Origin of the sequence: uncultured Shewanella sp. (assembly GCF_947501225.1) — a bacterium.
In the GTDB taxonomy this organism is placed as follows: domain Bacteria; phylum Pseudomonadota; class Gammaproteobacteria; order Enterobacterales; family Shewanellaceae; genus Shewanella.
Genome location: NZ_CANMUW010000022.1, coordinates 43,106 through 64,964, shown reverse-complemented (window position 1 = coordinate 64,964; position 21,859 = coordinate 43,106). Strand labels below are relative to the sequence as shown.

Annotated in this window: 19 protein-coding genes; 8 read left to right on the top strand and 11 right to left on the bottom strand. The window is 48.5% G+C overall.

Annotated features, from left to right (window positions below; translation table 11 throughout):
• The 5 genes from Q1B47_RS20265 to Q1B47_RS20245 all read right to left on the bottom strand — a co-directional run.
• Positions 1-335 (bottom strand): heavy metal-binding domain-containing protein (locus Q1B47_RS20265; RefSeq protein WP_299798037.1); only part of this gene is annotated, 335 nt, incomplete at its 3' end.
• Positions 336-357: 22 nt separating this feature from the next.
• Complete coding sequence (locus tag Q1B47_RS20260; protein WP_299798034.1) at positions 358-936, bottom strand: heavy metal-binding domain-containing protein; 579 nt, start codon at positions 934-936, stop codon at positions 358-360.
• 287 nt (positions 937-1,223) lie between these two features.
• Complete coding sequence (locus tag Q1B47_RS20255) at positions 1,224-1,661, bottom strand: hypothetical protein (protein ID WP_299798031.1); 438 nt, start codon at positions 1,659-1,661, stop codon at positions 1,224-1,226.
• 129 nt (positions 1,662-1,790) lie between these two features.
• Positions 1,791-2,216: a DUF2057 family protein gene (locus Q1B47_RS20250; protein ID WP_299798028.1), complete on the bottom strand. Its 426-nt coding sequence runs from the start codon at positions 2,214-2,216 to the stop codon at positions 1,791-1,793.
• 182 nt (positions 2,217-2,398) lie between these two features.
• Positions 2,399-2,860: a hypothetical protein gene (locus Q1B47_RS20245; protein WP_299798025.1), complete on the bottom strand. Its 462-nt coding sequence runs from the start codon at positions 2,858-2,860 to the stop codon at positions 2,399-2,401.
• A gap of 406 nt (positions 2,861-3,266) precedes the next feature.
• Here Q1B47_RS20245 and Q1B47_RS20240 point away from each other — a divergent pair, with 406 nt between their 5' ends.
• Positions 3,267-3,830 carry a NapC/NirT family cytochrome c gene (locus Q1B47_RS20240; RefSeq protein WP_299798022.1) on the top strand — a complete coding sequence of 188 codons (564 nt, stop codon included), beginning with the start codon at positions 3,267-3,269 and terminating at the stop codon, positions 3,828-3,830.
• A 605-nt stretch (positions 3,831-4,435) separates the two neighbouring features.
• Here Q1B47_RS20240 and Q1B47_RS20235 read toward each other — a convergent pair.
• A complete protein-coding gene (locus Q1B47_RS20235; RefSeq protein ID WP_299798020.1) occupies positions 4,436-4,726 on the bottom strand; it encodes a DUF1145 domain-containing protein in 291 nt (96 codons plus the stop codon).
• Positions 4,727-4,836: 110 nt separating this feature from the next.
• Positions 4,837-5,418, bottom strand: coding sequence for a 16S rRNA (guanine(966)-N(2))-methyltransferase RsmD (gene rsmD / locus Q1B47_RS20230; RefSeq protein ID WP_299798017.1), 582 nt, complete (start codon positions 5,416-5,418; stop codon positions 4,837-4,839).
• Between the two features lie 424 nt (positions 5,419-5,842).
• Between rsmD and ftsY the strand changes: the two genes are divergently transcribed.
• The 4 genes from ftsY to rpoH all read left to right on the top strand — a co-directional run bounded on the left by ftsY (position 5,843) and on the right by rpoH (position 10,306).
• Positions 5,843-7,354, top strand: coding sequence for a signal recognition particle-docking protein FtsY (gene ftsY, locus Q1B47_RS20225; RefSeq protein WP_299798014.1), 1,512 nt, complete (start codon positions 5,843-5,845; stop codon positions 7,352-7,354).
• A 32-nt stretch (positions 7,355-7,386) separates the two neighbouring features.
• Positions 7,387-8,079: a cell division ATP-binding protein FtsE gene (gene ftsE, locus Q1B47_RS20220; protein ID WP_299798011.1), complete on the top strand. Its 693-nt coding sequence runs from the start codon at positions 7,387-7,389 to the stop codon at positions 8,077-8,079.
• Between the two features lie 2 nt (positions 8,080-8,081).
• A complete protein-coding gene (gene ftsX, locus Q1B47_RS20215) occupies positions 8,082-9,047 on the top strand; it encodes a permease-like cell division protein FtsX (protein WP_299798008.1) in 966 nt (321 codons plus the stop codon).
• Positions 9,048-9,448: 401 nt separating this feature from the next.
• Complete coding sequence (gene rpoH / locus Q1B47_RS20210) at positions 9,449-10,306, top strand: RNA polymerase sigma factor RpoH (protein WP_299798005.1); 858 nt, start codon at positions 9,449-9,451, stop codon at positions 10,304-10,306.
• 232 nt (positions 10,307-10,538) lie between these two features.
• Here the strand turns inward: rpoH and menE are convergent, their stop codons facing one another.
• Genes menE through menD form a run of 4 tightly spaced genes read right to left on the bottom strand, consistent with a single transcriptional unit; the run spans position 10,539 to position 15,561 of the window.
• Entirely contained in the window at positions 10,539-12,014 is a 1,476-nt protein-coding gene (gene menE / locus Q1B47_RS20205; protein ID WP_299798002.1) for an o-succinylbenzoate--CoA ligase, read from the bottom strand.
• A gap of 9 nt (positions 12,015-12,023) precedes the next feature.
• The gene (gene menC, locus Q1B47_RS20200) at positions 12,024-13,073 is read right to left on the bottom strand and encodes an o-succinylbenzoate synthase (RefSeq protein ID WP_299797999.1); all 1,050 of its coding nucleotides are present in this window, start codon (positions 13,071-13,073) and stop codon (positions 12,024-12,026) included.
• Positions 13,070-13,852 carry a 2-succinyl-6-hydroxy-2,4-cyclohexadiene-1-carboxylate synthase gene (gene menH / locus Q1B47_RS20195; RefSeq protein ID WP_299797997.1) on the bottom strand — a complete coding sequence of 261 codons (783 nt, stop codon included), beginning with the start codon at positions 13,850-13,852 and terminating at the stop codon, positions 13,070-13,072. Before menH ends, menC begins: the two co-directional genes overlap by 4 nt.
• Entirely contained in the window at positions 13,852-15,561 is a 1,710-nt protein-coding gene (gene menD / locus Q1B47_RS20190) for a 2-succinyl-5-enolpyruvyl-6-hydroxy-3-cyclohexene-1-carboxylic-acid synthase (protein ID WP_299797994.1), read from the bottom strand. Before menD ends, menH begins: the two co-directional genes overlap by 1 nt.
• Positions 15,562-16,326: 765 nt before the next feature.
• On the opposite strand from menD, the gene Q1B47_RS20185 reads away from it, so the two are divergent.
• The 3 genes from Q1B47_RS20185 to Q1B47_RS20175 are packed head-to-tail and all read left to right on the top strand — an operon-like array spanning position 16,327 to position 21,853.
• Positions 16,327-17,277, top strand: coding sequence for a DmsE family decaheme c-type cytochrome (locus Q1B47_RS20185; RefSeq protein ID WP_299797991.1), 951 nt, complete (start codon positions 16,327-16,329; stop codon positions 17,275-17,277).
• Between the two features lie 14 nt (positions 17,278-17,291).
• Positions 17,292-19,301, top strand: coding sequence for an MtrB/PioB family decaheme-associated outer membrane protein (locus Q1B47_RS20180; protein ID WP_299797988.1), 2,010 nt, complete (start codon positions 17,292-17,294; stop codon positions 19,299-19,301).
• A gap of 23 nt (positions 19,302-19,324) precedes the next feature.
• Positions 19,325-21,853: a DMSO/selenate family reductase complex A subunit gene (locus Q1B47_RS20175; RefSeq protein ID WP_299797985.1), complete on the top strand. Its 2,529-nt coding sequence runs from the start codon at positions 19,325-19,327 to the stop codon at positions 21,851-21,853.
• The last annotated feature ends 6 nt before the right edge of the window (positions 21,854-21,859 follow it).

Genomic DNA, 21,859 nt, shown 5'->3' with positions numbered 1-21,859 from the left:
CTGGTCTCTTGTGGATGCATAGGGCAGACATAGGTTTTCAGCCCGGCAACGGCCAGGTCTGAGTGCTGACCCTCTTCCTCCGATTCCTCCTCAACGAGGAACATGTTACAGATAGAGCAGCGGCTTCCCGCCTCATGGCTGGTCTCTTCCGGGTGCATAGGACAGGAGTAAGTTGCCGCACTTACATCCCTATGATTATGCTCTGTATGAGCCTGTTGGCTATTCACATTAGGTGTTAGCTGTTGTGAATGCGCTAACTGCGGGGTGATAACCATAAACAGGCTCAGCAGGTAGGCTAATTTGTTGTGCTTACTGTTTGATTCTAAGTGACTCATGATGCCTTATCTCCGCTCTTATCTACTGCTTATGGTGAGCAGCATGTTTTCCTGCTTCGTTAGCTGCCGTTTTAATTGGCTCTAAGTCCATCCCACATTTAGGGCAGGTATCACCCTTCTTACCTGTGATCTTTGGGTTCATAGGGCAGGCATGAGTATCTGCATGCATATCCTTGTGAGCTTTTGCTTTATGTTTAGGGCAAGAGTCACACTTTTTCCCATGGTGCTTGCAGGAAGCAGTTTTTGAGGCGGTTAAGTTCATACCACATTCAGGGCATGTGTCGCCTTTTTTACCTTTCACATCAGGGTGCATAGGGCAGGCATGAGTATCTGCATGCATCCCCTTATGTGCTTTCGCTTTATGCTTAGGGCAAGAATCACATTTTTTTCCCTGATGTTTAGATGTTGCAGCTTTATCTGACTCTAAATTCATACCGCATTTAGGGCAGCTATCACCCTTCTTTCCGGTCACTTCCGGATGCATAGGACAGCTATAATCGGCACTGACATGTTGCCCATGTTCGTGCTGATGCGCAGAAGCTGCAGGCACCATAGAAACTAAGATAAAGGCAGATAAAACAAGGCTTAACAAGGTTTTCATAAATTCACTCCATCGTATAGATGGCCGTAGTGATATCGCTTGTCTGCGTAGTATTTCTGAAACTTGAACTACTCGCAGGCGAATAACAATTAACGGCTAATATAAATGTAATCGCAATCAATTCAGTGATCAGCTCGTGTCGGAATGAGGCCTGCAACGTAATGTGAGTAGCTTCGAAACCGCTGACTGAAGTCATTGATATAAATTGGATCGATAAATAATTGTTTTTAGATATAGCGTATCAACCAAAAAAGTTGACGATTTTAATTGGCCTGAACCGGCTAAAATCAAGCTATGGGAGGTCTGAGATCTGTCGTTAACGAGATAGAGTGGAAATAAGGCATTTGAGTGGCCATTGCAGGCTGGGAAGCGCTGAATCCAGGCCAGGATTTAGCATAAAACAGAGTGCCGGTCACAGAGATAACGAGACAGTGGCTACAATCACCTTGGCAAAATCCATTGCCGTCACAGCAGTTCTGAGCAGTGTCGGGAAGCACTTCGTCTTGCTCAGTATCGCAGCAATGATCTGTATCACTTGTCTGTTTCGAGTGGCAGTCAGCTCCATCTCCCATACTCATCATGACTGAATCATGAGACCCAGACATCATAGCTTCATGGGCTTCAGCATTTCTCACCATCGACAAACCATTAGTCATCAGACCTTGGCTCAACATAGCGAGCAAGGCCAAAAAAACTAAAGCGTGACGGCGAACTGATTTAAACATGATGCATCCGAATAATGAGTTATGATAAGTCTATCATGAGAAAGCAATAGCGCGTTGACGTAATTCACATTTATCACTGTTATATATGAAATTTTTCTAATCAACGCACTATAGAGTTTAAACTTATGGCTAGTTTGTTCTCGTCAGTAACACTTTAGCCATCAGTTGTTGGTGAGTGAGTAGAGCTATGCTCCTGTTTATACCCTGACTATCTTTAAGTGTGATCACCGGATTTTCGATAAAATCATAGGCTTCATCTTCACTATCTATCCTGGGAGTTACCGCCTGATACTCCTGCTGTTGGTCGAAGTTGGCTAAAAGATATAGAGGTTCAGACTTTACCCAGGCCCCGGAATCATCGGCATTGACCTCGAAAATATCATGGTATCTCAGCTCAATTAAGTTCTCACCTTTTAAAAGCTGAGGTTGATGAGCATCAAATCGCTTCTCTCCGTTAATGCCGGTAACGACCAGAGAGTCCGGAAAGGAGACGCTTGCAGCGATAGAGGAGAAACTTGCAAGGGTAAGTACAACAGCTGTAATTAATGTTTTCATAATAAACTCCAGTTTGAGCATATGCCTCAAGGTGGTGCAGAAAATTATGGCGCTTTCATCACATAGGGATCACTGAGTTGAGATCTACGCTATGGGGTGATTAAGCTACTTGCACCTGTCTTTCCTGAGGCAAAAATAAGTTTTGAGTGCACAGTGAATGCGCCAGTCTAAAATGGGTAAGATTAAGCTAGCTCAAACTTGGGAGGGGGATTTGAGGAGGAGAGTTCGGAAGTCCTGGGGGACCAAAAATCCGCCTGAACTTTTCCACTGGATTCTTGCGATATCACGCTTACCTGAGGTTGAGTCAAGATGCCTGTTGCCGAAGCACAGTGAGACACACAGCTACCGGCGCCCATCATTTTACAGAGTGCATCGCAATCGATAGTTGGTCCGCCATTAAGCTTATGGCCCGACATAGCCATATCACAGTCACGCTGGCCATGTGTCATAGCCATGTCTGTGTCATGTGGAGTCGTTAGACTATCAGAAGATACAGCAACGGGGCTCATCCCGGAGTGGAGCATTGTTGACATCTGCGCATGTGTATAATCGTGCAATAAGCTTGGCATAGCCATCGCTGGTGTAAGCAAAAATTGCCCAACCAGAGAGATGATTAATACCAAATGTGCTAATTGCTTCGACATGCTTATTGTTATTCGCAAAATGAGTCCAGGTTATGAATGAGTAGACCAAGGGGGGCCGGGAAAAGTTTCATTTCTTATAAAAATTTTTTAGAACGGTTCGTAAATACTTTTCATTTAAGAAGTTAATAAATATAAAAAGCATGTGAAAAAACATAAAAAGCGCAATTAATCAGTTAATTAGATATGTTCTGTTGCTAAGGTGAGTGCTTTGGGTTAACTTTAGTGATGTTGAATATAAATTGAGCTAAGGTCAATTTTCTATTTTTCGCAATATAGAGTTAGAGCTAGGTCTCATTTTGTACTATTTAAGCCAGATCAATCAGTATGATCTAGTTTATAATTCGGGCTCAAAGAGATGAAGTAACATAAGTTTAGATATAATAATCAAAAATTTTGGAGAAGAGTAATGAACTTGCGTGCACTATTTAGACCAAGCGCGAAATACTCAATATTTGCCCTACTAGTGGTTGGTATTGTAGTCGGTGTTGTTGGCTACTTTGCTACACAACAAACCTTACACGCGACAAGTACAGATGAGTTCTGTATGACGTGTCACAGTAACCATTCTTTGAAGGATGAAGTACTGGCATCTGCACACGGTGGCGGTAAGTCTGGTATCGTTGTTGAGTGTCAGCAGTGTCATATTCCACAAGAGCCATTCAATTATCTTCTTAAAAAGATTGTTGTTTCTAAAGATATCATTGGCTTCTTGACCATCGATGGTTTCAACACTCAAGAGTGGTTAGAAGCAAACCGTAAAGAGCAGGCCGAGCTTGCACGTGACTTCCTGCGCTCTATCGATTCTTCTACTTGTACTAACTGCCACAAGCGCATTTATGAAAATCAGCCAGAGTCTATGAAGAAGATGGCTAAGAGAATGCACAGCAATAACTTCAAGAAAGCTGAAGACAAGAGAAAGACTTGTATCGATTGTCACAAAGGCGTTGCTCACCCATATCCTAAGGGATAATGCTATCTAGCATTGAGTCGCCAATGGTATCGTTTCGTCGGTACTGAGTGATTAAGAAGCCTCGTTGTTATCAACGGGGCTTTTTTGTACATGGATGTACTTATCCACGAACGCCACGGATGGCGTAGGAGTGGGTTTGTGCATGAATTTCAGGTGTAAGAGACTTATCCACAAACGCCATGGTCTGAAGTGTTCCAGACGCTTCAAAGCCGCTTCCGGTATCCCTATCTCTTGGTCGAAGAGATTCGCAAAGCGAACGCTCACCTTGTCACGACCGCTCTTTGACATCCATGTCAACACGGCATGTGTGAATCCATTCACATCAGAGGTCACAGCCGCGCCTACGTAGGTTTTTATCTCTTCGATTTAATTGTTTCTAATTTTTGAGTTTAATAAAAAGCTAACTTGGTGGAAATCAGAAAATTAGCTGATTCAGAGGACGTTGCTTGATTACTCACAACCTTGATGTGGCAGTGGAGCTTGCTTAGCTGGGGCGTTCTTACAATAAGGAGCTAGCTGGCTAGACTAGAGCGATAAGACCAGAGTTGCCTGATCTTATCTCTGCTGTTCTTCTTTCTCTTATCACATCTCGAGCCTAGGCACTCTTACCTTGTCTTCGCATTACCTAAGTTCTGCATCACCTTACTCCTGTATTGCAGCAGGCTGAACGCTCCGAATGTGAAAACGTGCAGGTAATCACTTCGCTTCAATGTAAGCAGTGATTTGAATAAGGTGTGGAATATAACCACCTGAAAAAGGTGCATAAATGCTGTTATTGCCAGCAGTATATATAGAATGATGCCTATGTTACCTTCAAATGGCATGATTAGGTTATATGCCATTAAAAGCCAGGCAAAAAGGGTGACTGCCTTACCTGTAGTAATTACAAATTTCATAATGCTCTCGTAAAATAGCTCTTAATTCTTAAATGGTACCGATAATCTGCGTAGCTCGTAGCTCGTAGCTCGTAGCTCGTAGCTCGTAGCTCGTAGCTCGTAGCTTAAATCTAAGGCTGATATTGGTATAAGCGATAGATCACCTGTCCGGCTTTCTTCTCTTTCAGCTGAACCCAGTCGCCGGGCACGACCAGGTGTGCTACTTCGCTTTCTGTTTCAACATAAATTTGTGCGTTTTCGTTAAGCCAACCATTGTCAGCAATAAGTTCGATGGTCTTTTCTGCTAACGCTTTTCGAAATGGCGGGTCGATATAGATAATATCGAACCCTTCATCTGGCTGAGCCGCCAATAACTTCAGCGTGTCCCCTTGAATGACTTCGGCAGTCGATGAATCACACTTGAGTGTTTTAAGGTTCTCTTTCAATTGTTGTGCTGCGCTTGCTTGCAGCTCGAATACTCTGGCGTAACTTGCGTAACGGGATAGCGACTCCAGACATAGGGCTCCACTGCCACCGAAACAATCGAGTATCCGGGCGCCACTGAGATCGCCGGCTAACCAGTTGAACAGGGTCTCTCTGACACGATCCGTTGTAGGCCTTAATCCTTCGAGATCTTTAATGGGTAAGCGGCGAGAGCGCCATTGTCCGGCAATGATACGAACTTGACCAGAGGAAGGTCGATTTTTAGCCATCTGAAATCCTGTAAACCGAATTATTGGTTGTAAATAGTACGGCGATTTTGCCTGAAGTGAGAAAGTGGTAGACTGTCCCGCTTGGTTGAAGGCGTTATTTTAACTCAAAGCAGAACTAAATGGTGAAAACCTAATAGTTAATGGCAGAAATGCTTCGTATCTCTACATATTTGCCCCTATTTTCTGGTCATAAATAGCCTTCTGGTTATAATGTGCACCATAAAATGAGTTCAAGTTACGGTGGCAGCGTTTGGGAAATAAAGTGGTTGAACTCCGAAGAGTTATTGTGGCCGATTAGATACGTCGGATAAACGTCAGAAACAGAAAATGCATGACTGGATGGTTTCCTTTGGCTCCTGTTTTAGAGCTTGTTAGCCTTCCGGTTTATAAAATTAAGTCAGTTAGTTGAGTACTGGTATCACACATGGCAAAGAAAGGTTTTTTTTCCTGGTTTCGCAAAGATAAATCGAAAGATGAAGTTAGTGCACCAGAAGCGGAAGTTGTAGCTGAATCACAAGAGGCTGTAGAAGCTGCGGCTCTTGCGGAAGAGCAGGCTAAGCAGGAAGAGCAGGCACATATCGAAGCGGAGGCTGCGGCCCTTGCCGAAGCGCAGGCTAAACAGGAAGAGCAGGCACGTATCGAGGCGGAGGCTGCGGCCCTTGCCGAAGCGCAGGCTAAACAGGAAGAGCAGGCACGTATCGAGGCGGAGGCTGCGGCCCTTGCCGCAGAGCAGGCCAGGCAGGAAGAGCAGGCACGAATTGAAGCGGAGGCTGCGGCCCTTGCCGCAGAGCAGGCCAGGCAGGAAGAGCAGGCACGAATTGAAGCCGAAGCTGCGGCCCTTGCCGCAGAGCAGGCCAGGCAGGAAGAGCAGGCACGTATTGAGGCGGAGGCTGCGGCCCTTGCCGCAGAGCAGGCACGAATTGAAGCCGAAGCTGCGGCCCTTGCCGCAGAGCAGGCCAAACAGGAAGAGCAGCAACCTGAGCCACAGGTAAAACCCGCTAAAGAGGGCTTTTTTGCCCGCCTTAAGCGAGGCCTTAAGCGTACCAGTGAGAATATCGGTAGCGGTTTCATTAGCCTGTTTAGTGGTAAAAAGATCGATGATGATCTTTTCGAAGAGCTTGAAGAGCAGCTGCTCATTGCCGATGTCGGTGTGGAAACGACGACTCGCCTAATTGATAGCCTGACCGATCAAGCGAGCCGCAAACAGTTAAAAGATGGTGAAGCGCTATATGAAATTTTGCGTGAAGAGATGCAAAAAACGTTAGAGCCGGTCTCTATTCCCCTCGTTCCGGAAAATGCCGATGGACCCTTTGTGATCCTGATGGTGGGCGTGAATGGAGTCGGTAAAACGACGACCATAGGTAAGCTTGCTAAACAGTACCAGGCCCAGGGTAAGTCGGTGATGTTGGCTGCAGGTGACACTTTCCGTGCAGCAGCGGTAGAGCAGTTACAGGTTTGGGGACAACGAAACGACATTCCTGTCGTAGCACAACATACAGGTGCCGACAGTGCTTCTGTGTTGTTCGATGCACTTCAGGCGGCTCGCGCCCGAAATATCGATATCTTAATCGCCGATACGGCGGGTAGGCTGCAAAATAAAGCTCACCTGATGGACGAATTGAAGAAAGTTATCCGGGTGATGAAAAAGCAGGATGATTCTGCTCCCCACGAGGTAATGTTGACCTTAGATGCGAGTACTGGCCAAAATGCTATAAGTCAGGCAGAGTTATTTAAACAGGCCGTAGGTGTAACCGGTATCACAATCAGCAAACTCGATGGTACCGCTAAAGGTGGGGTTATTTTTGCTATTGCCGATAAATTCGGTATTCCTATTCGTCATATAGGTGTCGGTGAGCAGATCGATGATCTACGTACTTTCGATGCTAAAGACTTTATCGATGCGCTTTTTACTCAAGAGAGTGATGAGAAGAAGTAGTCAGAACTCTTTTCAATAATAATGAGAGATAGATGATTCGATTTGAGCAGGTAAGTAAGGTTTATCCTGGCGGGCAGCAAGCTCTGTCTGATGTTAACTTTCACCTTAAGCGTGGCGAGATGGCCTTTTTAACGGGCCACTCCGGCGCAGGTAAGAGTACACTGCTCAAATTGATCACTGTGATAGAACGCGCTAATGCCGGACGGGTATTAATTAACGGGCATGATATAGCCGGCCTCTCCCGCGCAGATGTTCCATTTTTAAGACGGGACATAGGGATGATTTTTCAGAATCATCACCTGTTGATGGAGAAGAGTGTTTTCGATAATGTCGCCCTGCCTCTGGTTATTGAAGGCTTCTCACATGCCGAGATAAAGAAAAGGGTATTAGCGGCGTTAGATATGGTGGGCCTCTATGGCAAGGAGCGTCATCATCCCATTATGCTATCCGGTGGCGAACAGCAGCGTGTGGGCATTGCGCGTGCAATCGTTAATAAACCCCCGTTACTGTTGGCCGATGAACCTACCGGTAACTTAGACCCTAAGTTGTCCATGGATATTCTGAGACTATTCGAAACCTTTAATGACTCAGGTACCACAGTACTCATAGCGACCCACGATCTTGGACTCATCGCCCGGATGAAATATCGGACCCTGACCCTGAAGCAGGGAAGAGTACTGGGCGGTGAAGAGATCACCCCCAGGGCAGATGGAGTTAAGGGATAACTATGAGCAATAAACCTCAGTTAACCAGAAGCAAGTTGCCTATCTCGGGTCGTATTGTGATGTTCTTTATCCGTCATATACAACATGCCATGGCCAGCATGGGAGAGCTGTGGCGCAACCCGATCTCTTCTCTTATGACTATGGCGGTGCTTGGGGTCAGCCTGAGCCTGCCTGCGGCGCTACAGGTGTTGGTGAAGAATGCCGAAACTATCACTCAATCGTGGAACAGCGCCGCCGAAATTTCGCTCTTCATCGATGAAGGACGAAGTGAGAGGACGATTAAGAGTTTGATCACTCGCATCAAGGTATATCCTGAAGTGAGTGAGGTTAACTATATTAATCGTGATCAGGCTCTGGAAGAGTTTCAGCGTCTTTCGGGCTTTGGCGAAGCACTCTCATACCTCGATACCAATCCACTGCCCGCAGTTGTTACGGTAACGCCAAGTTTGAAATACTCCAGCCCGGTTGGAGCCCGTGAGCTATTGAAGAAGCTGGAGCTGGAACCTGAGGTCAGCTTTGGGCGGCTCGATATCGAGTGGTTAGAGCGTCTTCAGGCTGTTGTGCGGTTACTGGAGCGAACGGTTCTCGCTATTGCCGCGCTCTTAGTGTTGGCCGTGGTGCTGGTGATAGGCAATACGATTCGTCTGGCTATCATGAACCGCCGCACCGAGATTGAGGTGATGAAGCTCGTTGGTGCGACCGAAGCCTTCATTCAGAGGCCGTTCCTATATACCGGTATCTGGTATGGCATCATAGGCGGGGTCCTGGCATGGATTATCATCAACCTGCTCGTCTGGTACCTCGATAGCGCGCTGGCTGAGCTTTTGGGCTTGTATGGGAGTCAGTTGGAGATGCAGTCTTTGACCCTGATAGAGCTTGCTCAGCTAGTCGGCTTAGCTTCGTTTCTTGGCTGGTTGGGTTCTTATCTCTCGGTACGTCAACACTTAAGGGCAATAGAGCCTTCATAACTGCGGTGATAATTGGCGTATCATAGTCGGTGGAGTGGTAACCTACCGCTTACCTCCTATGGCATTCAAACTGAGTAACCGGAATTATCTTTTATGCCGATTGGTTTCTGAGTTCGGTTTCCCACCGTTTATGAACTAACTTTCATTTGCTTTGTTTACCGTGATAGGGCAAAAATAAACCACTCGCCGCAGGTCCAAGGTTGACATAACTTGTCAGATCGCCGATAGTTCATCAGCTTGACCTTAATCGATTCTAAGGCGGCAGATGAGGCTTTCTCGGTCTCATTGGAAGTTTTTTACTATAAACAGTGCCTTGTTGTATGGCCGGGTAAAAGACTTAGCTAACTTACGCAAAGTTGGCAGTTTGAATTTTTGAAGTATATGTAAGAGTAGGAGCGTGAATGACTAATCAAACGCAATCAATGGCACTGACTGTTCCTCAGGGAAGCGGTAGCCTGGAGGCTTATGTCCACTCGGCCCACAACATCTCTATGTTGGAGCCGGAGCAGGAGTATGAGCTAGCCAAGCGTTTGCAGGAAACGGGTGATCTACAGGCTGCGAAGCAGCTGATTATGTCTCACCTACGTTTTGTCGTGCACGTTGCCAAAGGGTACTCAGGTTACGGTCTACCGCAAGCTGACCTTATTCAGGAAGGCAACATTGGTTTGATGAAGGCGGTAAAGCGCTTCGATCCCGATGTCGGTGTTCGCTTGGTCTCTTTTGCCGTTCATTGGATTAAAGCCGAAATACATGAATATGTGCTTAAAAACTGGCGCATAGTCAAAGTCGCGACAACAAAAGCGCAACGTAAGCTCTTTTTTAACCTGCGTAAATCTAAAAAACGCCTGGGTTGGTTCAGCGATGAAGAGGTCGGCATGGTTGCCGATAATCTGGGCGTTTCCAAAGCCGATGTGACCGAGATGGAGTCGCGTATGGCGGCTCAGGATCCCGCTTTCGATCTCGCCAGCGATAATGATGACGATCAGGATTATGCTCCTATGCATTATCTGGAAGATCACTCATCAGATTTGGCGTCTCAGGTAGAAAACGATAACCTGGAAGCGAATAATCAGGCTCGCCTTCTGTCTGCCATCAAGACGCTTGATGAGCGTAGCCAGCATATTCTTCAGGCGCGTTGGTTAAATGAAGATAAGACGACACTGCAGGAGCTGGCTGCAACCTATCAGGTATCGGCCGAGCGTATCAGGCAACTTGAAAAGAATGCCATGAATAAGCTTAAAGGGCGAATGGAGGCTTAACCGCCTCCCAAAACGGAATAACTGAAACCTGCTACGGCAGGTTTTTTTGTGTCTAAGACTAAGAAGACGCTTCGCTGGTAGAGCTGAGACGATGCTTCGCTGGTAGGTTGTAGGACCGGCTTTAGCCGGGAAAGAATGAACCTTTGAACCTCGGGGCTAAAGCCCCTCCTACAGAATAGGGCGAAGCCCGTCGAATAGGCGGAGCCGTCATCTTAGCGTTAGAATCACTGACTCACATCTTTTTTAAAACCTCTTCAATAACCCGCTTTCTCGACACCTTCAGGCTGGTCGATTCAATTTTCGGCCAGGGGTAATAGACTCTGGGCCGTTTAAATCTGGCTACTCTATCGGCGAGGAACTGGGTTAACTCTTCATATGACGGCATAGCTGATTGAGAGTGGTTAATTTTTACTATTGCTGCGGGAAGGTGGCCAAACTCCTCATCGGGTCGTGGAAATATGATGGCATCTTCGATAACCGGGTGTTGCTTGAGTGCGGCTTCCACCTCTTCAGGTTGAAGATTTTCTCCGCCACAGATAAACATATTATCTATGCGTCCGAGAATGTGAAGCTTACCCTCAGTGTCCCAATACCCTCTGTCCTTGGTGAAGAACCACCCCTCCTCATCCGTTGGGCGTAGCAGTTTATGCTCTCTGATATCATTTTCGCCCTGAGCGTCGAGGTAGCCGAGAAAGAGTGTCTCTCCCCTCACATAGATCTTCTTATCGACAATCTTAAGTTCTCTTGCCGGCAGCAGCCGACCACTGCTGCCGTCACTGCTTGCCGGCCCTGTGGTGATTTGAGAAGCCATCTCGGTCATACCATAACTGGTAAAACAGCTAACCGAGAGCGCCTTCAGCTGCTCCAGGAGCGTCGGTGATATGGCTCCGCCACCGAGAAGCAGTGACTTTACCCCCTTGAGACAATCAACATCCTCTTTCAGTAAGCGCACCAGTTGAGTGGAAACCAGAGAGAGATGAGTGATCTTATCCCGTGATATCTGTATGGAGAGGCCTACACTCCTGTCTTGCAGTGCCACCGTAGCCCCAACTAGAGCGCTGCGGTTGATGATGGCAAGCCCGCCTATATGAAAGAGCGGCAGAGAGAGTAACCAGACATCACCGGGATCGAGCGCTATCAAGCTCCTCGAGCCCTCGGCGCTGACCCTATGATTATTCAGGCTGTGAACGGCGGCCTTAGGCTGGCCACTGCTTCCCGAGGTCAAAATGATATTGGCGGGGGCGAAGTAATCGACACTGGCCGGTGCTCTATCGCTTATTAAAGAGAAATCCAGCGTGACTGGTGTAGGCTCGACTCTGTTTGAGCCTCCACAGTCACTCGGTGCCGGGATTTCAGTTAGCAAGTCGGTGAAAGCACTACCCGTCCATAAAAAATTCAGGTGGTGTAACTCAATGAGCGCTGAGACCTGAGTCGCCGGAAAGCGGGGCGAGAGAGGGCAGAAGAGGATCTGATGATCGATACAGGCCCAGTAAAGCATGACTAACTCGACAGAGTTGTTATCGATACAGGCAAGGCGGTCGCCTCTGCCAAGCCCCTTTGCGGTAAGTTGCTCACCGAGTGCAATGACTCTCAGGCTCAAAGTCCGGTAATCGATCTCTTGTTTGACTCCGCCCAGAGTCTGAGTCAGTGCGATCTGGTTAGGGTATTGCCTGGCGGCCTGATGAAGTGGTGATAGTAACGCTTCCAAGGCCTGCTCCTAACAGCTTTTTATTAAGGTGAGATCGCTCAATGATTGGCAGCGAGCCTTTCCGGAACTGACTAATAGATCACAGCTAAAGGCGCTGAGAGTATCGAGCCCGGGGATCTCATCGGGCGTCATTATCCGGCTTAACTTAGCCAGTGCCTCTATGCCGAGAGTGGCTTCCAGACTGGAGCTTAAGATAAACCTGACACCGGCATGTTCAGCTTTGGCCTGAAGCTTTTGTAGTTTTTCCAGGCTGCCAATCAGCATCGGCTTTACAACCAGAGCGGTCAGCCCCGGCTGCATGGAAAATTGATACGTGGGATCATTCAGACTCTCATCCAATGCCCATGGCATTGCCACTGCCTGATAGAAGGCGGCGTTGTCAGCCGGTCTTTGGCATGGCTCCTCGATATACTCGATAGAGGCTGGAGGGATGCAAGCTGCGAAGTCGATAGCTTGTTCGAGGCTGAATCCCCGGTTTGCATCTAGTCTGAGTTTCAGATCCGGCCTGATGGCCAATATCTGATGGATGAGCTGAACCTCCTCTTCCAGCGAAGTTTGTGCGACTTTCACCTTGGCTGAGTGCACCTGCGCAGGCATGGCCCGGACGCGTTGATGCAGTGCGCTTAACGGTTCATCACTGTTACGGTAGAGCAGAGGGATTATCTTCTGTTCCTGAGATATCGAGTGGCCGTTGAGTTGTCCTGATAGCTTGGCGTGTAACAGGCTGAGACCGAAGGCCAGGGACGGAAGCGCTTCAATGGCAGTGATTTCCAACAAGTGATCTATCGGTGCGTCTACAAACTTTTCCAGCAGGCTTTCAAGCTTATCACTTACCTGAGCCAGACTCTCCTGACTGAAACCATGCAGCGGGTTACCATCGATATCCAGCCCGGAGAGCGGGGCTATCTCAACCCGCTCGGAGAGCGTCTCTCCTGTCTCTGCCTGGGCTTCAACTTGTAATACTAACCCTCTGCGAATATCTATGCGTTGACAGCCGACCGGCAGTAGCCTGTCTAGGGGGATCTGATACTGATAAAGCTGAAGCGCTGTGATGATCATTGCACATCCTCGATTAAGTGTTTGATAAGTTGCCGGCAGAAGAGTGCAGGAGATGCCAGATGTACATTATGGCCTGCATCGGCAATAACATGGACTTGGATACCTGCTATGCTTGCCCATTTCGATGCCACTGCTGAAAATTTGCTGTCATCTTTACCCGTGAAATAGTGGCAGGGCAGCTGTAGCTGGTTGGGTAGATGCCACAGATCCTGCTGCTTTGCGAGAGATGTGGACTCAAAAATAGTGAGCAGGGCTTTCGATCTGTTGTTACTGCGCTTGCGTATCAAAGCCTGGCGCTTCGATTCAGTCAGTTCGGCAAACACTCCCTGCAGATACCACTGTGAGAGAAATGACTCGATGGGTAAAGAGGCGAGTTTCTCGCTCCAGAGGTGGTCGTTACGGGTTCTTGCCTCTCTCTGCTCTTCCGACTGCAGCCCCGGGTGGGATGATTCCAGGCTCAGACTGAGCAGCTTATCCGGGTAAGCCTGTGCCAGGTGAAGCGCGATACGCCCGCCTAATGAATAACCTAACAGGTGGTATCTCTCTATGGATAAACTGCTGAGCGTAGCTTGAATCATATCTGCGACGCGTTCAAACCCTGATGGCCCGGGTGGCAGCGCCGGACTCTCTCCATGGCCGGGGAGATCGATACAGATACAGTAAAAGTGCGGCAGGAGATCGCAGAGAAGACAGTCCCAGTCGTGTTTGCTTCCCAGAAAGCCATGCAGCATCACTAAAGTGGGCTTACGGCTATCTCCGTGACACAAGTGGGCTAACATCAGCTCTGTTTAACCCAGGTTGCAATGCGGGATATCTGTTCACTAGCTTGATCCTGAGCTACCGAGACCTCAATTACCGAGGGCCCCTGAAAGTCTATGGCCTCTGTGTAGGCTTCGTTAAAACTCCCGAAGTCATCGACACGGTTATAGGCCAAGCCGAACATCGCCGCACCATAACCAAACTCCAACCCATGGGCCAGGCGGTAATAATCACTCCTGAGTTTCTCGTCGGGAACCGGCAGTAAGTTAAAGATATTGCCGCCATCATTATTCAAAATAACGATGACAAAGGGGGTCTCAATCGTTCGGGCAATAGCCAGAGAGTTTAGATCGTGTAGCTGGGATAAATCGCCGATGAGTAACGTGGTTGCCTTCCCCTCCTGTCTGGCGACTCCGCAGGCGGTGGCGAGCAGGCCATCGATGCCCGAAGCTCCGCGATTGGTATATATGCGGGGGGAGTCGGGGGTGATCGGAGCATACATGTCATATAGGCGTACCGGCAGGCTGTTACCGATAAAGAGCTGGCTTTGGCGGCCTTGAGCCTTAGCTATTGCACGAACGACCATGGCCTCGCCGAACTCGGCATTGTCAACCTGCTGCTGAAACAGGGTCTCAAGTCCATCATTAAACTGTACCAGTTGCAGTGCCCAGTTAGCGTCGGATGATCGTGGCCAATCAAGGGAGACAAATTCGGATATATCCGAATGCCAAATCTGCTTGGCGCTGTGACTCGGATCCAGCCTCATCTGTCGGGGTAATACCTGCCAGTAGCGCTTCCATCTCTGCTCGTCTAAGAAGCTGATGAGCCGCTTGGACAATAAGCGTCCGCCAAATACCAAAACAGATTCAGCCTGGGTCAGCAACGCCCTGGCCTTAGGTTGATGCAGGAGTTGATCTGCGTGCCCTATCACACCGCAGTGCTGTCTGAGCTGAGATTGGGCATCGGTGAGCAGTGGCCAGCCTAATCTCTGCGAAAGTTCGACAAGAAGTTCCGGCGACTCTTGTGGCGAAAGGGTGCCGGCAATGATGACACCTTTTCCATGAACGAAGCGGGCTAATGAATCCTGAGTTGGCAGGCTCTGCAGTGAGGCTTTACCGTATTGATTAAAGGGAGAGCTTGTGTGTTGCCAATTACCCAGTGTACTCAGGTATTGAGTAAAGTCGGCACTCATGGTCGACGGGTACAGTGGTTCCCGGTACATGCAGTTAATATGAACGGGTTGGCTCTGGTTGCTGATCGCTTCGTCTAACGTGGTTAGCAGCGCCTCGGGTCGAATAGCGATATCCGGTGTCGGCAGGTTAACCTGCCTGGCGTATTGTGCAAAGATAGCCGGCTGGATGATGGCCTGATTGGCACCACAATCGATCAACTCCGGGGGCCTGTCGCCGGAGAGCACAATCAAGGGAACATGGGTTAACCAGGCTTCGATTATCGCCGGATAGAGGTTCGCGACTGCGGTTCCGGAGGTGGTGATGATGGCCACCGGAGCCTGGCTCGCCTTTGCGAGGCCTAATGCCATAAAGCCAAGCCCGCGTTCATCGAAATGCAGATGTTGTTTCAGCTTAGATTGTTTTGCGGCGGCGAGTGTCAGGGGAGTCGAGCGTGAGCCCGGTGCCATACATACATGTTGAACCCCGAGGCGTGCCAGCTCCTCGAGTATTAGAGTGCCCCATAATAGATTTAGCTCTGCTGTCTTGTCGATTTGCATGGATAAGTACCCGGTGATTGATGCCGATATTGTACCCCGAATCAGTTTAAAGGAGTATTTTTTAGCAGGAGTTAGTTGATGGCCACCCTGAGGTGAATTTATATGCTTATGCTTTCTCGTCTTGCCAGGCTAAACACAGCTATTAACGCATATCTAAGATGAACCTTATTTTATTTCCTGATGAGCAGGGCGTGCCTTATATATTCACCATAAACTATGAATAAAACTTTTTACATTTCACTATCGATAAATAAAATCTTATGTAGTTTTATATTATGTTATATGAGTCGTAGATCACCTTAGTAATATCATTTGTTGGGGGGCGTAGCACATAACTATAGTTTCTATGTATGTCATTTACTCACCTGGCTCGATGCTGTTTTTTTATTCATTACAACAACATCTCATTATTTTGAACTTCATCATATTGCTACTGTTTTTGGCTCAAACTTACAGTTAACAAGCTGAGGTGCAGACTTTAACAAACGGTAACCATTGTAACTTGATCTGAGTCTCGACCTCCTTGTTTTTCAAATGGTTAAGTATGCATTTGTTGTATTTGGAAATGATATTCATTATCGGCTTTTGCGGTGTTATATCACAGGTTTTTTATATTTATTAATTGTATCTCAGTTCTATTTGATTATTTTTAACAAATGAAATTTCATATTTAATTCCCCTAAAATATTTATACCTAAACTGAATGTTATTAATTGTTTTATTCCGGTTAATAACTTTGTTTGTTATTTATCTAAGGTCGAGTTAATGATTTATCGTGTTTTCTATAACTTATTTTGTGGGGTGTTCACTGTCTTGTGTTTATCCCTAAGTGCACATGCTACTCCCTGGCAAAATCTCACCGGTGAACAACTTGAGCAAAAGTTAGCTGAAAAATTTTCGGCTGGTGACTATTCACCGAAAGGCGCCGATTCCTGCCTGATGTGTCATCGTAAAGATGAAGCCGTTATGGCTATTTTCGATGGTACCCACGGCAAGATGAACAATAAGCAGTCGCCGATGGCCGGCTTGCAGTGTGAAGCCTGTCATGGGCCTCAGGGCAAGCATAACAGGGGCGGAAAGGAGCCGATGATCGCCTTCGGTAAAGAGAGCAAGCTTTCAGCCTCGGCACAAAACAGTGTTTGTCAGGGGTGTCATAACGATCCTAAACAGATGGCGTGGCACAGCAGCACCCATAATCTTGAAGAGGTGGCGTGCTCTGACTGTCATACTCTGCATAGCGCCAAAGATCCTGCTCTGGATAAGCTCAGTGTGAATGACACCTGTAGCTCCTGCCATACCAAAGAGAAAGCGGATATGAATAAGCGCTCATCTCACCCGCTGAAGTGGGACCAGATGACCTGTATCGATTGCCATTCACCCCATGGCTCTATGAGTGAAAGCGCCCTGAATAAGCCGACGATCAATGATACCTGCTATTCATGTCACAGTGAGAAGCGTGGCCCGGTTTTATGGGAACACGCCCCGGTTACGGAAAACTGTGTTACCTGTCATAACCCTCACGGCAGCGTCAATGAGGGGATGCTGAAGAGTCGCGCACCTCAACTCTGTCAGCAGTGCCATGCGTCAGATGGTCATGCCAGTCGAGTCGTGCAGGAACCGGGAATGGATGCCTTCGGTGGCGGTAAGAGTTGCTTGAATTGTCACAGCAAGATCCATGGTTCTAACCATCCGTCAGGCAGCTTGCTGCAGCGCTAATAGGGAGCAATATTATGAGATTTAAACTCAATATCATCACACTGTCGCTCCTTGCCGTTTCAGGCTCTGCGATGGCGACAAACTTCGGTGTCGGTAACGCCAACACTGACTCGATCAACTTTGATAAGTACGAATGTAAACGCTGTGTCTCAAGTGATGGCTATAACGTTGAGGTATCGGTCTCGGCGGGTTACAACTCTGTGGATGATATTCATGCCGGTAACGTTCTTGGAACCGCCGAAGATGGTGTGATTGCTGCCCTGAGTGGTGATATCCGTTATCAAAATGAAACCGGCTATCAGGCGCAAATTCAGGCTCACCAATTGGGCATGGATAATGGCTTTGCCAACATCAAGGTGGGTAAATCTAGTCTGTATGAGCTGGAGTTGGATTATCAATCGCTTAAGAGTTATCAGGCGGGGGATGTGCAGAGTCAGCTCTGGCATAACAATGGAATCTTAACCCCGAGCCCCTACACCAATGAGTTCGATCTGGCGCTGAAACGCGAGAAGTCGGCGATAGGCTTCAGCTATGGAGAGGGGTTCTATGACACCTTCATCCGTTATAGCCAGGAAGATAAAACGGGCCATCAATCGAAGAGTCTTGTTGCCCCAAGTCCGGTTAACTTTGGCATACCTGTCGATGCTACCACTAAGCAACTCGATGCCGGCGCATCGCTAGCCGGTGATAACTGGATAACAGAGCTGAGCTATTTCGGCAGTTATTACAGTAATAACATCACAGATCTTAGCCTGCCTCACATGAATGATGTGTACTCGGCAACGCCGGATAATGAGGCGCATCAGGTGTCTCTTTCGGGTCAGTATCAGCTCAATCGCACCGTGATGAGCGGGCGCCTGGTTACGGGACGGATGATCCAGGATGACGCGCTTATTCAGATGAGTGGCAATCCGCTGCAGAGCTGGGATGGGCAGATAGATACTCTTGACGGTCGTTTTGCTGTGACCTCTATGTTGAGCAATCGTCTGCGGTTAGGCGGCAGCGTCGATTACAGTAAACGGGATAACAAGAGCTCTGTGTGGGAGTTCACCCAGTACAGCTACAACGGTTTAAGCGGCGCATTTAAGCAAAATGTGCCCCAGGATATCGAGCGCAACACCTATAAGGTCAATGCCAGCTATCGCATTGCCAGCGGTTACCGCCTGCAAGCCGGTTATGACAGGAAAGAGATCGACCGTAGTTATAGCGAGCGCGAGCAGACCAATGAAGATAGTCTGTGGGCCAAATTCAATGTAAGCGCCTTCGACAAGTTCAACGTCAACCTCAAAGCCAGCCATGGCAATCGCGGTGGTTCGGATTATGAGGTGAACGAGATCACCTCTTCACAAGAAAACGCCTTGATGCGCAAGTACTACCTTGCGGATCGTAAACGTAATGCCGTCGAGCTTAAGGTTAACCACACGCCCCTACCCTGGATGAGTATCGACGTAACCGGGCGTTACGCCAAAGATGATTATGATGCCACCGAGGTAGGTTTGACCGAATCGGAAGACTTTGGCTATGACCTCAATCTGAGTCTGCAACTTAGCAAGCAGCTGTCGGCCTATGGTTTCGCCGGTCAGCAGTGGATCAACTCGGCACAAGCCGGTAGCCAGAGCTTCTCCAGCCCGGATTGGAACGCCGATATCGAAGATGAGTTTATCAATATAGGCGCCGGCTTTAGTTATGGCGGCCTGATGCAGGACAAGCTCACCCTGGGCGGTGATTACCTGTTCAGCAACTCAATCAGTGACACCTCGGTCGGTGGCACCCTTGTCACGGCCAACAGCAGCCAGCCATATGGTGACTACTTCTCCTATAACCACAGCGTGCGTATGTATGCCGATTATGCCTTGAGCAAACAGATGGCATTGAAGCTGAGTTATCAATATGAACGTTATTACGACACAGATGCGGCTCAGGTCGCGACCAACGCTGTGCCGGGGCTAACCACGTTAGGTGAGCTTAACCATGACTATAACGCGCACCAAGTGATGTTGTCGTTTAGCTATTTGTTGCGTTAGAGCAATCGTAAGAGGAAATATTAATGGAACGTAGAAGTTTCTTAAAAATGAGTGCAGCCATGGGTTGTGCAGCAAGCGTAACAGGTTGTAAAACCAGTTCAGATGACGCCAATGTTGTGCCGCCGAAGCCGCCTGTAGGTGAAGAGCAGATCACCTGGTCATCTTGCCTGGTAAACTGTGGTTCAAACTGCCCGGTTAAGGTGTTTAGCCGAGACGGTGTCATCACCCGCGTCGAAACCGATCATGACGTTACCGATGGTGATGATGTCTACCAGGTGCGTGCCTGTGCCCGCGGTCGCTCACTGCGCCAGCGAACTTATGCCGTGGATCGCTTAAAAACACCGATGAAGCGTGTCGGTAAGCGTGGTGAAGGAAAGTTTGTTCCTATCAGCTGGGATGAAGCGGCCAAGACTATCGGCACTAAGCTGACCTCTGTGATCGCCGAACATGGTAATAAGGCTATCTTCCGCAGCTACGGCTCGGGCGCTTACTATGGTTTCGCATCTAATGCCTGCTTTAATCGCCTGTTTAACTTAAACGGCGGCTGCCTCAATGCCTATGGCAACTACTCCTGGGCGCAGCAGATGGAAGCGGCAAAGCATACATTCGGTACCGGCAGTACTTCGGGCTCATCGACGGTGACCCTGGCAAACAGTGACTTCCTGCTGGGCGTGGCATATAACCCCAGCGAAATTCGTCAGTCGGGTTCAGGCGAAGGTTATGACTACCTCAAGGCGCTGCAAAAGAGTAACGGCTTGAAAGTGGTGATGGTCGATCCTCGTTACACCGACTCTATGTTAGGCAAGGAGTCTAAGTGGTTGCCAATCCGTCCCGGAACCGATGCGGCCTTTGCCGAAGCCATCGCTTATCTGATGATAAGTTCCGGTTGGGTCGATCAGAACTCCCTTAACTTCATCAACAAGTATGCCGTCGGTTTCGATGCAGCCTCTATCTCAGCGCAGAAAGAGCTGTTTGCCGCCAGTGGCGATGCCACCAAGCAGGAATACGCTAAGGTGATGAAGCCGGAGGAAAACTACCGTGATTACATCTTAAGTCAGGGTATCTATGCCGATCAGCCGCTGAAGACACCTGAGTGGGCAGAAAAGATCACCGGTATTCCGGCTACGCAGCTCAAGCTGATTGCCGATGATCTGATGGCATCAGAAAAACCTTATATCGTTGTGGGCGCGGGTGTTAACCGTCAAGCCAATGGTGAGCAGAGTATGCGCGCCCTCTACATGCTGTCTGTATTAACGGCCAAGCTGGGTACGCTTGGTTCATCGAATGGTGAGCTGCCATATATGAGCAGCATGTCGCGCGCCGGTATTCCAACGGGCAGTAATCCGGTTAAAGAGAGCATCTCATTCTTTACCTGGTCTGAAGCGATCCATAACGGCAAGAATATGACTGCTCGCAGTCATGGTGTACGCGGTACAGATGGTCTGGATACGCCACTGGGTACCAATATCAAGGTCATCATCTCTGCGTCAGACAGTTCCTTGCTGAACCAGCACGCCGAGATCAACAACACGGCTAAGATCTTAGAAGATGAGACAGGTGTGGAGCTGATTGTCAGCTGTGACTGCTGGATGACGCCGGGGGCTAAGTTTGCCGATATCATCCTGCCCGATACCAGCTGGTTAGAGTCAAATGACCTGGTTAACGACAGCTACGCCTCGGGGGCAATGGGTTATATCACCGCGATGAAGTCTGCGATTGAGCCTATGTGGGACTGTAAGTCTATGTACGAGGCCGCGGCGCTGATTGCCAGGTATATGGGGTGTGAAGCCGAATTTACCGAAGGTAAGACCGAGGAGCAGTGGCTGGAAGAGCTGTACCAGAAGACGAAAGACAACAGCAACAACTTAGGTGTTGTGCCTGCATTCCCGGCGACCTATAAAGAGGCGCAGAAGGTCGGTTTCTTCCGTAAAAACATGAACGATAACCATGTTGCCCTGGAAAGCTATATCAAGGGTGGGAAACCCCTGTCGACCCCAAGTGGCAAGATTGAGATCTACTCAGCCGAGCTTGCATGGCGCGCGACTAACTGGGATCAGGAAAACAGTGTCGACAACCCTACCAAGATTAAGGGTGACACCATCACGGCTATTCCTCAGTACACAGTGACCTGGGATGGCTATGAAGATGAAGACACCAGCACCGATTTCCCAATTCAGTTAGCGGGTTATCACACTAAGGGACGCACTCACTCAAGCTATCACAACGTGCCCTGGCTACGTGAGGCGGTAGAAGACGCCGTATGGGTTAACCCTATGGATGCGGCAGAGAACGATCTGAGCTCCGGCGATAAGATTGAGATGTATAACGAGCGTGGTTCGGTTGCCGTTAAGGTGCGCATCACTCCACGTGTCGCGCCTGGCGTGTTTGCGTTGGGTCAGGGGGCCTGGTTTAAGCCTGGAAACACAGTTGGCAGCACGGGTCATATCATAGATGAAGGTGGTGCGATCAACACACTAACCCGTTATCAGCCGAGCCCTGTCGCTAAAGGTAATCCACAGCACACTAACCGTGTTGCAATTAAAAAGATTTAAGAGAGT

What these genes read in the sequence shown, in the direction of transcription:
- Q1B47_RS20260 (WP_299798034.1), bottom strand. Translation starts at nt 936, where the DNA reads ATGAAAACCTTGTTAAGCCTTGTTTTATCTGCCTTTATCTTAGTTTCT.
- Q1B47_RS20255 (WP_299798031.1), bottom strand. Translation starts at nt 1,661, where the DNA reads ATGTTTAAATCAGTTCGCCGTCACGCTTTAGTTTTTTTGGCCTTGCTC.
- Q1B47_RS20250 (WP_299798028.1), bottom strand. Translation starts at nt 2,216, where the DNA reads ATGAAAACATTAATTACAGCTGTTGTACTTACCCTTGCAAGTTTCTCC.
- Q1B47_RS20245 (WP_299798025.1), bottom strand. Translation starts at nt 2,860, where the DNA reads ATGTCGAAGCAATTAGCACATTTGGTATTAATCATCTCTCTGGTTGGG.
- Q1B47_RS20240 (WP_299798022.1), top strand. Translation starts at nt 3,267, where the DNA reads ATGAACTTGCGTGCACTATTTAGACCAAGCGCGAAATACTCAATATTT.
- Q1B47_RS20235 (WP_299798020.1), bottom strand. Translation starts at nt 4,726, where the DNA reads ATGAAATTTGTAATTACTACAGGTAAGGCAGTCACCCTTTTTGCCTGG.
- rsmD (WP_299798017.1), bottom strand. Translation starts at nt 5,418, where the DNA reads ATGGCTAAAAATCGACCTTCCTCTGGTCAAGTTCGTATCATTGCCGGA.
- ftsY (WP_299798014.1), top strand. Translation starts at nt 5,843, where the DNA reads ATGGCAAAGAAAGGTTTTTTTTCCTGGTTTCGCAAAGATAAATCGAAA.
- ftsE (WP_299798011.1), top strand. Translation starts at nt 7,387, where the DNA reads ATGATTCGATTTGAGCAGGTAAGTAAGGTTTATCCTGGCGGGCAGCAA.
- ftsX (WP_299798008.1), top strand. Translation starts at nt 8,082, where the DNA reads ATGAGCAATAAACCTCAGTTAACCAGAAGCAAGTTGCCTATCTCGGGT.
- rpoH (WP_299798005.1), top strand. Translation starts at nt 9,449, where the DNA reads ATGACTAATCAAACGCAATCAATGGCACTGACTGTTCCTCAGGGAAGC.
- menC (WP_299797999.1), bottom strand. Translation starts at nt 13,073, where the DNA reads ATGATCATCACAGCGCTTCAGCTTTATCAGTATCAGATCCCCCTAGAC.
- menH (WP_299797997.1), bottom strand. Translation starts at nt 13,852, where the DNA reads ATGTTAGCCCACTTGTGTCACGGAGATAGCCGTAAGCCCACTTTAGTG.
- menD (WP_299797994.1), bottom strand. Translation starts at nt 15,561, where the DNA reads ATGCAAATCGACAAGACAGCAGAGCTAAATCTATTATGGGGCACTCTA.
- Q1B47_RS20185 (WP_299797991.1), top strand. Translation starts at nt 16,327, where the DNA reads ATGATTTATCGTGTTTTCTATAACTTATTTTGTGGGGTGTTCACTGTC.
- Q1B47_RS20180 (WP_299797988.1), top strand. Translation starts at nt 17,292, where the DNA reads ATGAGATTTAAACTCAATATCATCACACTGTCGCTCCTTGCCGTTTCA.
- Q1B47_RS20175 (WP_299797985.1), top strand. Translation starts at nt 19,325, where the DNA reads ATGGAACGTAGAAGTTTCTTAAAAATGAGTGCAGCCATGGGTTGTGCA.